Source organism: Pseudomonas sp. LSJ-87, assembly GCF_032971465.1.
Lineage (GTDB): Bacteria > Pseudomonadota > Gammaproteobacteria > Pseudomonadales > Pseudomonadaceae > Aquipseudomonas > Aquipseudomonas putida_Z.
This window is the reverse complement of the sequence record NZ_JAWJYQ010000055.1, coordinates 1-11,711: the sequence shown is the minus strand read 5'-3', so window position 1 is coordinate 11,711 and position 11,711 is coordinate 1. Positions and strand designations below refer to the sequence as shown.

At 62.1% G+C, this 11,711-nt stretch carries 9 protein-coding genes and 1 pseudogene; 6 read left to right on the top strand and 4 right to left on the bottom strand.

All coding sequences use genetic code 11. The features are described 5' to 3' along the window. Positions 1–214: 214 nt before the first annotated feature. The 4 genes and pseudogenes from RYH74_RS23960 to gdhA all read left to right on the top strand — a co-directional run. A pseudogene (locus RYH74_RS23960) lies at positions 215–415 on the top strand (hypothetical protein); the annotation flags it as partial. 5 nt (positions 416–420) lie between these two features. Next, complete coding sequence (locus RYH74_RS23955; protein WP_075043697.1) at positions 421–675, top strand: MafI family immunity protein; 255 nt, start codon at positions 421–423, stop codon at positions 673–675. Positions 676–1,507: 832 nt separating this feature from the next. Next, positions 1,508–3,175 (top strand): energy-dependent translational throttle protein EttA, encoded by a 1,668-nt coding sequence (gene ettA / locus RYH74_RS23950; RefSeq protein ID WP_286101008.1) that lies wholly within the window; start codon positions 1,508–1,510, stop codon positions 3,173–3,175. A gap of 312 nt (positions 3,176–3,487) precedes the next feature. Then, entirely contained in the window at positions 3,488–4,828 is a 1,341-nt protein-coding gene (gdhA, locus tag RYH74_RS23945; protein ID WP_015268894.1) for an NADP-specific glutamate dehydrogenase, read from the top strand. 130 nt (positions 4,829–4,958) lie between these two features. On the opposite strand, the gene RYH74_RS23940 is transcribed toward gdhA, so the two are convergent. From RYH74_RS23940 to RYH74_RS23925, 4 genes are all read right to left on the bottom strand, one after another. Beyond that, positions 4,959–5,456: a GreA/GreB family elongation factor gene (locus tag RYH74_RS23940; protein WP_075043714.1), complete on the bottom strand. Its 498-nt coding sequence runs from the start codon at positions 5,454–5,456 to the stop codon at positions 4,959–4,961. Between the two features lie 67 nt (positions 5,457–5,523). Then, positions 5,524–5,880, bottom strand: coding sequence for a hypothetical protein (locus RYH74_RS23935; protein WP_025337630.1), 357 nt, complete (start codon positions 5,878–5,880; stop codon positions 5,524–5,526). Between the two features lie 215 nt (positions 5,881–6,095). Continuing rightward, on the bottom strand, positions 6,096–7,949 hold the full coding sequence (locus RYH74_RS23930) for a DUF4105 domain-containing protein (protein ID WP_075043715.1): 1,854 nt from the start codon (positions 7,947–7,949) through the stop codon (positions 6,096–6,098). Positions 7,950–8,023: 74 nt separating this feature from the next. Continuing rightward, complete coding sequence (locus RYH74_RS23925; protein WP_003256313.1) at positions 8,024–8,512, bottom strand: DUF3015 domain-containing protein; 489 nt, start codon at positions 8,510–8,512, stop codon at positions 8,024–8,026. A 253-nt stretch (positions 8,513–8,765) separates the two neighbouring features. Between RYH74_RS23925 and RYH74_RS23920 the strand changes: the two genes are divergently transcribed. Both RYH74_RS23920 and RYH74_RS23915 read left to right on the top strand, forming a co-directional pair. Further along, on the top strand, positions 8,766–11,204 hold the full coding sequence (locus RYH74_RS23920) for a Lon protease family protein (RefSeq protein ID WP_085619571.1): 2,439 nt from the start codon (positions 8,766–8,768) through the stop codon (positions 11,202–11,204). 161 nt (positions 11,205–11,365) lie between these two features. After that, the gene (locus RYH74_RS23915; protein ID WP_003247487.1) at positions 11,366–11,704 is read left to right on the top strand and encodes a hypothetical protein; all 339 of its coding nucleotides are present in this window, start codon (positions 11,366–11,368) and stop codon (positions 11,702–11,704) included. Positions 11,705–11,711: the final 7 nt, after the last annotated feature.

Here is an 11,711-nt window from a genome sequence, read left to right as displayed (position 1 = left end):
AGCCTGTGGTGGAAATGGCGGCTGCGAGGTTGGCATTCGTGATGAGTACCGGCAGCAGAAGAAACAGGCTGGGGAAAAGCTTGTGAGCTGTACCAGAGCGGGAGGCTGAGCAAAGCGGAATATGACCTTCTGGTAACGGATTACGCCCTTGCGATGATGGGGGGTAGTGGACGCGCAGAAGAGCGACGCGGACGCGAGCTTCCTTGATTTCTATGCGCTGTCGGGCAGCGATTGGTGGTACGCGCAAACAGGAACCGGTGGGGTTTATACGGCTACGGGAGATCCTGCCAAATGGGTTGCTTATGAAACTCGTGATGGTGTACGTATGCGAGTTGTATACCAATCAGCCACTGGGAAGGTGGTTACCGCGTTTCCTGATGATGCTCCTGTCCCGCCTTATAAGCCTATTAGGTAAATTTTATGTTTGCAGATCGTATTATTGAATTCGGGAAGAAATTCGACGGCCGATTGGAAGCTGGCCTGCTCCAAGGGGCTTTGGACTATGTCGCGTACAATGAGGAAGGCCTAGCCTTTGAGATACTATGCGATCACATTTGTGAATTTGATATTTCTATTACGGACGACGAGTACCAGGAGGCAGTTAGACTTATCACAGATCTAGGGTTTGATTTAGATGAGGGTCCATTTAAGCACTTGGTGGGATTGAAGAAATAAAATCCTAGGGGTCGGTTGGTGCAAAAGGCGCAGGTGAGGTTGCCTCTATTGGCGGAAAGACCTGTGTTTATAACTGCGTTGTTGATGGCATGACGAGATTAATTTAATTGGTCATGAAATGAAGTTTGGTATTGAATTTGTATATAGTAATTAGATTAAGTTCATATTCATCCAGGCACCGGCTTCGACCAAAGCCAGCAGCGAAGGAAGGGAGGCTTGGCTTGAGCGATCAGGGTATCGAGCATCTGCGCAACAGAGTGTGGGTGATGCCGTGTTCTTTGCGCAGGCGGGCAATTCGCTCGCCCACGGCAATGAAAAATTCACGTTTTTCGCTGGTGATGCTCAGTCCGCAGGCCAAGCCCCGTCTTGGTCTATACCAGAGGGGCGTACTCCGCTTTGCTCAGCCTCCCTTTGTCCAATGATGAACATGACTACCTTTCTGCCACCCAGCAGGCGAACAGTTGAGCGTGTCGCACGTAGTTGAGATGATAGCCAGCTTGGCAGCGGCGACGACTGCCGCAGGCGCTACAGGAGCGAGCAGCGTGCCGGCTCTGAGCGTCATGGCGAGGTCGATTTTTGTAGCGAGAACATGAGGTAGGGCGGAAAAAGGCTGCTTCACTGCGTTGCACCACCCAGCGACGGCATCCAGACCCCCGGCCAATCCTCGCCAGCTGCGCAACGGATCATTTTCATGGCGAGAAGGCTGTTTACGCGTTTTTGCAGCCCAAATTAACAGCGCGACGCCAGACAACGAATTTTTTGGCAATGGCAGCCCGGTCAAATTCACGTGGGCTGCCCGGTATTTCTTAACCTTTAGACTGGGGTATCCAGAATGGCTCAATACGTCTACACCATGCATCGGCTGAGCAAGGTCGTGCCGCCGAAGCGGGAAATTCTCAAGAACATTTCCCTGTCGTTCTTCCCGGGCGCCAAGATCGGCGTGCTCGGCCTGAACGGCGCCGGTAAATCGACCCTGCTGCGGATCATGGCGGGCGTCGACAAGGAATTCGACGGCGAAGCCCGTCCGATGCCCGACATCAACGTTGGCTACCTGCCACAGGAACCGCAACTGGACCCGAACAAGTCGGTGCGCGAAGTGGTCGAGGAAGCGGTCAGCGTGATCAAGGACGCCCAGGCGCGCCTGGACGAGGTCTATGCTGCCTACGCCGAACCGGATGCCGACTTCGACAAGCTGGCCGCCGAGCAGGCCAAGCTGGAAGCCATCCTGCAGGCCGCTGACGGCCACAACCTTGAGCGCCAGCTGGACGTTGCCGCCGACGCCCTGCGCCTGCCGGCCTGGGACGCACGCATCGAGCATCTGTCCGGTGGTGAGAAGCGCCGCGTGGCCCTGTGCCGCCTGCTGCTGTCGGCCCCCGACATGCTGCTGCTGGACGAACCGACCAACCACCTGGACGCCGACTCGGTGGCCTGGCTGGAGCGCTTCCTGCACGACTTCCCGGGCACCGTGGTAGCCATTACCCACGACCGTTACTTCCTCGACAACGTCGCTGGCTGGATCCTGGAACTGGACCGCGGCGCTGGCATCCCGTACGAAGGCAACTACTCGGGCTGGCTGGAAGCCAAGTCCGAGCGCCTGGCGCAGGAATCCAAGCAGCAGAGCGCCCACGAGAAGGCCATGAAAGAGGAACTGGAATGGGTGCGCAAAGGCGCCAAGGCCCGCCAGTCCAAGTCCAAGGCCCGTCTGCAGCGCTTTGAAGAAATGCAGTCGCAGGAATTCCAGAAGCGCAGCGAAACCAACGAGATCTACATCCCGGCCGGCCCGCGCCTGGGCGACAAGGTCATCGAGTTCAAGAACGTCACCAAGGGCTACGGCGACCGCGTGCTGATCGACAACCTGTCGTTCTCCATGCCTAAAGGCGCCATCGTCGGTGTGATCGGTGGTAACGGTGCCGGTAAGTCGACCCTGTTCCGCATGCTGATGGGCAAGGAACAGCCGGACTCGGGCAGCATCGAGATCGGTGAAACCGTGCAGCTGGCCTGCGTCGACCAGAGCCGCGAGGACCTGGACGGCGGCAAGACCGTGTTCCAGCAGATTTCCGACGGCTCCGACATGATCCGCATCGGCAACTACGAGATCCCGTCGCGTACCTATGTGGGCCGCTTCAACTTCAAGGGTGGCGACCAGCAGAAGTTCGTCAAGGACCTGTCCGGTGGTGAGCGTGGCCGCCTGCACCTGGCCCTGACCCTGAAGGAGGGCGGTAACGTCCTGCTGCTCGACGAACCGTCCAACGACCTCGACGTCGAAACCCTGCGTTCGCTGGAAGAAGCCCTGCTGGACTTCCCGGGCGCGGCGATCGTGATCTCCCACGACCGTTGGTTCCTGGACCGTGTGGCTACCCACATCCTGGCGTACGAAGACGACTCGAACGTGGTGTTCTTCGAGGGTAACTACACCGAGTACGAAGCCGACCGCAAGAAGCGCCTGGGCGATGCTGCTGCCCAACCGCACCGTGTACGGCACAAGAAGCTGGCTCAGTAAGCCGGTGTTCTGATGCACAAGAATGGGGCCCTTTGAGGCCCCATTTTTGTGCCTGGCTGGAAAGTGGTGCTGGCTTCATTCGCGGGCATGCCCGCTCCCACAGGAGCCCTTGGAACCCAAGGCCTGTGATGAACCTGTGGGAGCGGGCGAGCCCGCGAAGAAGCCGCCGCCGACCCCGGTTTTGTATACACTTATAGAAAACGCACCAAATAATTTCAAAAAAACGACATCCCGCCCTATTCCGGTGCGATTGCTTCTTGGTACATTCGTGAAAAAACCAATAAGTCCAATCCTCTTGGTGAGATGTCTACCATGATCGAATCTGTCGACAATTTCCTCGCGCGCCTGAAGCAACGCGACCCGGCCCAACCTGAATTCCACCAGGCTGTGGAAGAAGTGCTGCGCAGCCTGTGGCCATTCCTCGAGGCCAACCCGCATTACCTGCAGGCAGGCATTCTGGAGCGCATGGTCGAGCCCGAGCGCGCCGTGCTGTTCCGCGTGTCCTGGGTCGATGACCAGGGCAAGGTGCAGGTCAACCGCGGCTACCGCATCCAGATGAGCAGCGCCATCGGCCCGTACAAGGGCGGCCTGCGCTTCCACCCGTCGGTCAACCTGGGTGTGCTCAAGTTCCTGGCCTTCGAGCAGGTGTTCAAGAACTCCCTCACCTCGCTGCCCATGGGCGGCGGCAAAGGCGGCTCGGACTTCGACCCCAAAGGCAAGAGCGACGCCGAAGTCATGCGCTTCTGCCAGGCGTTCATGAGCGAGCTGTACCGCCACATTGGCGCAGACCTGGACGTCCCGGCCGGTGACATCGGCGTGGGGGCCCGCGAAATCGGCTTCATGTTCGGCCAGTACAAGCGCCTGGCCAACCAGTTCACTTCGGTGCTGACCGGCAAGGGCATGACTTACGGCGGCAGCCTGATCCGCCCGGAAGCCACCGGCTACGGCTGCGTGTACTTCGCCGAGGAAATGCTCAAGCGCCAGGACAAACGTATCGATGGCTGCCGCGTGGCGATTTCTGGTTCGGGTAACGTGGCTCAGTATGCTGCGCGCAAGGTCATGGACCTGGGCGGCAAGGTGATTTCGCTGTCCGACTCCGAAGGCACCCTGTACGCCGAAGCCGGCCTGACCGATGCCCAGTGGGATGCGGTGATGGAGCTGAAGAACGTCAAGCGTGGCCGCATCAGCGAACTGGCCGCGCAGTTCGGCCTGGAGTTCCGCAAGGGCCAGACCCCGTGGAGCTTGCCGTGCGACATCGCCCTGCCGTGTGCCACGCAGAACGAGCTGGACGCCGAAGACGCCCGCACCTTGCTGCGCAATGGCTGCATCTGCGTGGCCGAAGGCGCCAACATGCCGACCACCCTGGAGGCTGTGGATATCTTCCTGGAAGCGGGCATCCTGTACGCCCCGGGCAAGGCCTCCAACGCCGGCGGCGTGGCCGTGTCGGGCCTGGAGATGTCGCAGAACGCCATGCGCCTGCTGTGGACTGCCGGTGAGGTGGACAGCAAGCTGCACAACATCATGCAGTCGATTCACCATGCTTGCGTGCATTACGGTGAAGAGGCGGATGGCAGCATCAACTACGTCAAAGGTGCGAACATCGCAGGCTTCGTGAAAGTGGCTGATGCGATGCTGGCGCAGGGCGTGGTCTGATACGAGGCCCTGGGGGCTGCTTTTGCAGCCCATCGCCGGCAAGCGCGGCTCCCACAGGTACTGAACAAGGCTTGAGAGCTGCGCTTCCTGTGGGAGCCGCGCTTGCCGGCGATGGGGCGCGAAGCGGCCCCTAGGGCCCACCTTCAATTTCGATCACCTCGATCACCTGCTCCCCCACCGGCCGCCGCCAGACCACCTCATCCCCAGGCCCTGCCCCGAGCAAAGCCCTCCCCAACGGCGAACCCCAGTTGATCAACCCCCGCCCGGCATCCGCCTCATCCTCGCCCACCAGCCGCACCACATGTTCCTGGTCCTGCCCATCGACAAACCGCACCCGGCTACCAATCTGCACCTTGCTGCGCGATGTCGCCGCCGGCACCACCTGGGCACTCTGCACCCGCGCGCTGAAGTAGCGCAGGTCCCGTTCGGTATCCGCCAACCGCTGCTTGTCGCCACGTTCGCCCTGTGCCTGCAGTTCGCTGCGCAGGGCATTCAGTTCGGCCACGCGCTCCTGCAGCTGGCGCAGGCCACTGGCAGTCACGTAGTTGGGTTGTTCACTGACCCGTCGCTCGACCGGCTGATCAGCCTGGGCGGCGGCCTGGTCTTCGTTGACGAATGCTCGGCTCATGCGTGGCCTCCTTGTGCAGGAGACCATCATCGCAGGCCGCCGGTTTCAAGGGATGTCCGTTTGCGACTCAGTTGTGGCGATAGGCGCGTGCGGCGTCGCGGTCCTTTTCCTGCTCCCAGTCGCGCTCGCGCTGGTCCCAGAAGCGCTCGTGGTACTGGCGCTGTTCTTCGCTGTTCTGCATGGCGTGGCACTGGCGAAAGCCGTCGTCCCAGCCGCTTTCGTACTGGCGCTCGTGGAGGTAGCGCGGCACGTCCTTGCGAAAGCCACCGACCATCAGCCCTGCCGCCTGGCGGCCGCTGCTGCAGCCGTCCTGGAAGCCATCGGCATAGGCGGGGGGATAGCCCTGGTTGACCATCTGCTCGTGGGTGGTTTCGCAACCAGACAGCAACAACGCCATGCACACGCCGAACCAGTACCGCGACATAACCACAAAACCCTCCGGTTGATACTGGAAAGTCTAGGTGGCGATTTGTCGGGGGGCCGTCAAAACAGTGTCAAAGAGTCGGTTGGTTCACACAGCTCTGCTGACCTTACTGGCCCATTCGCGGGCACGCCCGCTCCCACAGGATCACCCCAGGATTCGAGGCCAGTGCAGTACCTGTGGGAGCGGGCATGCCCGCGAAAGGCCGCAAAGCGGCCTCAGTAGTGATACCACTTCAGCTCAAGCATCACCTCGTTCTGCGCCGTAGCCAGGTGGCTGAACTCCCGCGAAGCACTCAACCGCAGGCCCAGGTTCTGGCTGATCTCCCACTGCTGGTTCAGGCTCACACTGCGCCGTACCTCGCCATTGGTGAAGTAGTCGCCCTTGGCCTCCAGCGTCATGTTGCCCAGCCCGTTGCGCCACAGCAGCCCGCCATTGAAGCCCGCCGCCGGGGCGATGAACTGGGCAAAATCATTGTGGTGCTCGACCCGCACAGTGCCCAGGGCAAAGCCCAGCAACCCGTCGGCCAGTTGCCAGGTGCCGCCGGCCCCGCCGTTCACATGGCTCACCAGCACTTCGTCATCATGCTTGCCCGGCACCCGCTCCAGCCCGCCGGCCACCTGCCACGACCAAGGTTTGAGCAGCTCGTTGCGCGGCGTCAGCGAGCGGATGGTGGCCAGGTCCAGGCGCTGCACCTGCCAGTCGTTGCCTTCGTACTGGCGCAGCTTCAGCTGCAGGATCTCGATCTGCGCCCCCAGCGGGAAGCCATAGGCGTTGTCATTCAGGTCGTGGTAGGCCATGCGCAGGCCGTACTCGGCGTAGGCGCGGTCTTCGCGGGTGCCCACGCCAAGCTGCCAGGTGCGCGAGTCATGGCCGTCCTCGGGCAGGCCCGGGCGCTCGATCTGCAGGGGCGGTGGCGGGTTGCTGTTGATTGCCCGCAGCAGTTCGAAGCTGCGTTTCGCCTGCCCAGGGTCGCGCTCCTGGCCATTGGCGCGGTAACGCTCCAGGCGGTACGCGGCATCCTGCACCAGCGCCTGGCGCTGGCGGGGGAGGGCCTTGAACTCGGGGCTCTGCAGGTGCGCGGTGTCAGCGCTTGCAGCCAGCACCTGGCGCTTTTCGTCGTGATCGAGCGGCTCGGCCCGGGCCAGCAGTTCACGTTCGCGAGAGGGGCGGTACGTCTCGCTGGCGACCATGCCGGACTGCTTCACGGCCTTCACCGTGTCGGTCGGGATGGCGGTCAGCGGGAACTGCGAGGTCAGGTCCAGGCTCGGCCGGGCCACCTGCAGCAGCTCCAGCAGGCGGTACGAGCAGTTTTCGTCGAAGAAGAAGTAGTCGAACTGGACCTGCTTCAGCTCCCACACATGTTCGACCATGCGCCCGGTTTCTTCCGGGGTCAGATCCAGCTGGTACTCCCACAGGTCGCGGTTTTCCAGGCTGCGGTATTCGGACAGTTTTTCCTGGTAGGGCATCAGCGCGAACAGGCCCGGGTAGCCGCCCATCAGGCCCTTCCAGGCGTACAGGATGCTGTTGTCGCTGCCTTCGATGTAGGCGCCGAAGTTGATCGCGTAGCTCAGCAGCGTGGTGTCGTCGCTGCGGGTGTTGGACTGGTCGATGCGCAGCAAGGTGTGGCCGAACATCGATGACGGGCTGTTCAGGTAGGCCGCCGGGAAGATCAGCGCCGCACTGTGCGGGTCGATCGACTGGTACCAGGTGGTGAATTCCTGGCAGTCCGGTTGCGGCAAGTCTTGCAGGTCGAGCTGTTCGCGCAGCCAGCGGGTGCGCGCCGGGAATACGCACTGGGCATGTTTGTCGCCGAGGCTGGCCGGGGCGTACAGCGCTTCGACCGTGGCTTGCAGCTCCTGGTCGGGGTGGTGCGCGCCATCCTCGGCGAGGAAGAACGCATCATCGTCCACATAGCTGCGCCAGCCACCCAGCTTGGCGGTTTCGTAATGGCCCAGGGCAATCCAGTAAGGGGTGTTGGCCAGTTGCTGGACACGGCCTTGGTCCAGCACGGGCGCGGCATGAACAGGGGCGCAGGCACACAGCGCCAGGGATACGAAGCGTTTGAGCATGTCGGGCAACTACTTCTCAACGATGCCGAAAAAAGGCGAAACCCGCCCCGGGGCCGGGGCGGGAGCAGCTGCACTCAGGCCTCGGTTGCGTATTTGGCCAGGCGTGGGTCGTTCTTCAGAACAGCCAGGGTGTTGCTGTGGACGGTTTCGGCAGTGACGTCGGCGCTGCTGAAGATCTGGTTGAAGTGCTGGTGGGTGACCGATGCGAAGTAGCCACGGTCTTCCGGGGCCACGCCGAGAACCACGGCATAGGTGGTCAGTGCTTCGCCCTGACCCATGGCCATGTCTTCGGAAAGCTCATTCATCATGCCGTTCATGGCGAACCAGGACTTGCCGCCGTAGGTCAGCGAGGCCTTGGTCGAGCAGCCGTTGGTGCCGGAGGTCATGCCGAAGGTGGCGTTACCGGAGGTGCCGTTGGTGGTGGAAGCCAGGAAGTGTGCCGGAGTGCCGCGCTGGCCTTCGAACAGCATGTTGCCCCAACCGCAGTTCGGGCCGCCTGGCGCTTCGGCCATGGCATTGATCGAGACCACGGTGAACAGAGTACCCAGAAGAATCCGTTTCATAGCATTTGTTCTCTATTTGACTTAACCAAGGGTCAGGGTTTCTGGCAACTCGGTTGCCAGGTCGGGAAAGCTTTTCACCCACCCGCGCAGCTTGGAGTTTAGGCACGATCTAAGAGTTGCGTTGTTGATTGCGAAAAATTTGCGGTTACATGACCCGCACCGGCTGCGACATAAAGTCCCGTGGAGCCTTGCAAGGCGCGCGCGGGCGGCGCCAGAATGCTGCGTATCTGCCCCGCCGAAGTAAGGAAACCCAATGCCCGATCCTGTCGCTGCGCGCCTGCGTCTCGCGCCTGAAGCCCTGACCCGGCGTTTCTCCCCCGAGCAGTTTGCCTTTACCAATACCGACGATCTGGAGCCGTTTCGCGGAGTCCTGGGCCAGGAGCGTGCTGTCGAGGCCCTGCAGTTCGGCGTGGCCATGCCGCGCCCTGGTTACAACGTGTACGTGATGGGCGAGCCCGGCACCGGCCGCTTCTCGTTCGTCAAGCGCTACCTCAAGGCCGAGGGCAAGCGCCAGCAGACCCCGGCTGACTGGGTCTACGTCAACCACTTCGATGACACCCGTGAACCCCGCGCACTGGAGTTGCCGTCCGGCAGCGCCGGGGCGTTCATCACCGACATGAACGGGCTGATCGACAACCTGTTGTCGACCTTCCCGGCGGTGTTCGAGCACCCGTCGTACCAGCAGAAGAAAGGCGCCATCGACCGCGCCTTCAACCAGCGTTACGACCGCGCCCTGGATGTGATCGAGCGCGCCTCGCTGGAAAAGGACGTGGCCCTGTACCGCGACGCCAGCAACGTCGCCTTCACCCCGATGGCCGACGGCAAGGCGCTGGATGAAGCCGAATTCGCCCAGTTGCCGGAAGAGGTGCGCGAGCAGTTCCACGAGGATATCGCCCTGCTCGAGGAACGCCTGAACGAAGAGCTGGCCAGCCTGCCGCAATGGAAACGCGAGTCGAACAACCAGCTGCGCCAGCTCAACGAAGAAACCATCACCCTGGCCCTGCAACCGTTGCTGGCGCCGCTGTCGGAGAAGTACGCCGAGAACGCTGCGGTCTGCGCCTACCTGCAGTCGGTGCAGCTGAACCTGCTGCGTACCGTGGTCGAGCAACTGGTCGATGACAGCAAGACCGACGCGGCCGCGCGCAAGCTGCTGGAAGAGCAGTACGCCCCAAGCCTGGTGGTCGGCCACCACGCCGACGGCGGTGCGCCGGTGGTGTTCGAGCCGCACCCGACCTACGACAACCTGTTCGGCCGTATCGAATACAGCACCGACCAGGGTGCGCTGTACACCTCGTACCGCCAGCTGCGCCCGGGCGCGCTGCACCGCGCCAACGGCGGCTTCCTGATTCTGGAAGCCGAGAAGATGCTGGGCGAGCCGTTCGTCTGGGACGCGCTCAAGCGTGCGCTGCAGTCGCGCAAGTTGAAGATGGAGTCACCACTGGGCGAGCTGGGCCGGGTGGCCACCGTCAGCCTGACACCGCAGATGATCCCGCTGAACATCAAACTGGTCATCATCGGTTCGCGCCAGCTGTATTACGCGCTGCAGGACCACGACCCGGACTTCCAGGAGATGTTCCGTGTGCTGGTGGACTTCGACGAAGACATGCCCATGGTCGACGAGAACCTGGAGCAGTTCGCCCAGCTGTTGCGCACCCGCACCAACGAAGAGGGCATGGCGCCACTGACCAGTGACGCGGTGGCGCGCCTGGCCACCTACAGCGCCCGCCTGGCAGAAAACCAGTCGCGTCTGTCGGCGCGTATCGGCGACCTGTTCCAGCTGGTCAGCGAAGCCGATTTCATCCGCCAGCTGGCCAGTGACGAAATGACCGACGCCGGGCACATCGAGCGTGCGCTCAAGGCCAAGGCCACCCGCACCGGGCGTGTTTCGCAGCGGGTGCTGGACGACATGCTCGCCGGCATCATCCTGATCGACACCGAAGGCGCGGCCATCGGCAAGTGCAACGGCCTGACCGTGCTGGAAGTGGGTGATTCGGCGTTCGGTATGCCGGCGCGCATCTCCGCCACCGTGTACCCGGGCGGCAGCGGTATCGTCGACATCGAGCGTGAGGTCAACCTCGGCCAGCCGATCCACTCCAAGGGTGTGATGATCCTCACCGGCTACCTGGGCAGCCGCTATGCCCAGGAGTTCCCGCTGGCGATCTCGGCGAGCATCGCCCTGGAACAGTCCTACGGCTATGTGGACGGTGACAGCGCCTCGCTGGGCGAAGCCTGCACGCTGATCTCGGCCTTGTCGCGCACGCCGCTCAAGCAGTGCTTCGCCATTACCGGCTCGATCAACCAGTTTGGTGAAGTGCAGGCGGTGGGTGGGGTCAACGAGAAGATCGAAGGCTTCTTCCGCCTGTGCGAGGCGCGTGGCCTGACCGGCGAGCAGGGGGTGATCATCCCGCGTGCCAACGTCGCCACGCTGATGCTCGACGAGCGCGTGCTGCAGGCAGTGGAGAACGGCATGTTCCACGTGTACGCAGTCAGCCAGGCCGACGAGGCGTTGAGCCTGCTGGTGGGCGAGGAGGCCGGTGTGCTGGATGACAAGGGCCAGTTCACCGAAGGCAGCGTCAACGCGCGGGTGGTGGAGCGCCTGCGTGAGATTGCCGAGATGATCAGCGAGGAAGAAATCGAGAAGGCGGAGAAAGAACGCCTGGAAGAGGTAATTGCCCAGGCCAAGCCAGCCTGAGTCAAGAAACCGGCGCTAGCGGCGATGTGCTACCGTTCAGCGCCGGTTTTCCATCTTTCTGTACCGTTCTTCTATGCTGGAACTTAAGGACGGTATCAGCGTTCAGGATGGAAACAGCCTGAGGTTCAGGCTGAACAAGGCTTTTTGGAGGGGGCGCGGCCATGCGCAATCTCAGCCTCACACGCCAGTGCCTGGGCCTGGTGACCCGCATCGAATGCAGCATCCGTCCGCTGGCCGGGGACAACGGCATGTGGACGCTGCTGTTCGCCGCCGGCATGGCCGGTGAACAACCGTCCGCGATCAAGGCCCAAGGGCCGTTCCATGGGCCGCTGGTGGCCGAATCGGTACTCAATGCCATTGTCGACAGCCTGACCTTGCATGGGTACCAGGTGGCCGAGGATCCGCAGATCTGGTGTTTGCATTTGCAGGCGCAGTTGCGGCGGATCAACGGTGAGCGGTGTCGGAACCTGGGGGATTACCAGTTTCATCCTGAGACCTGAGTAACTT

Bases quoted from the DNA above. Each gene is read 5' to 3' on its own strand.
- RYH74_RS23920 (WP_085619571.1), top strand. From the start codon at position 8,766: ATGCCCGATCCTGTCGCTGCGCGCCTGCGTCTCGCGCCTGAAGCCCTG.
- RYH74_RS23940 (WP_075043714.1), bottom strand. From the start codon at position 5,456: ATGAGCCGAGCATTCGTCAACGAAGACCAGGCCGCCGCCCAGGCTGAT.
- ettA (WP_286101008.1), top strand. From the start codon at position 1,508: ATGGCTCAATACGTCTACACCATGCATCGGCTGAGCAAGGTCGTGCCG.
- gdhA (WP_015268894.1), top strand. From the start codon at position 3,488: ATGATCGAATCTGTCGACAATTTCCTCGCGCGCCTGAAGCAACGCGAC.
- RYH74_RS23930 (WP_075043715.1), bottom strand. From the start codon at position 7,949: ATGCTCAAACGCTTCGTATCCCTGGCGCTGTGTGCCTGCGCCCCTGTT.
- RYH74_RS23915 (WP_003247487.1), top strand. From the start codon at position 11,366: ATGCGCAATCTCAGCCTCACACGCCAGTGCCTGGGCCTGGTGACCCGC.
- RYH74_RS23925 (WP_003256313.1), bottom strand. From the start codon at position 8,512: ATGAAACGGATTCTTCTGGGTACTCTGTTCACCGTGGTCTCGATCAAT.
- RYH74_RS23955 (WP_075043697.1), top strand. From the start codon at position 421: ATGTTTGCAGATCGTATTATTGAATTCGGGAAGAAATTCGACGGCCGA.
- RYH74_RS23935 (WP_025337630.1), bottom strand. From the start codon at position 5,880: ATGTCGCGGTACTGGTTCGGCGTGTGCATGGCGTTGTTGCTGTCTGGT.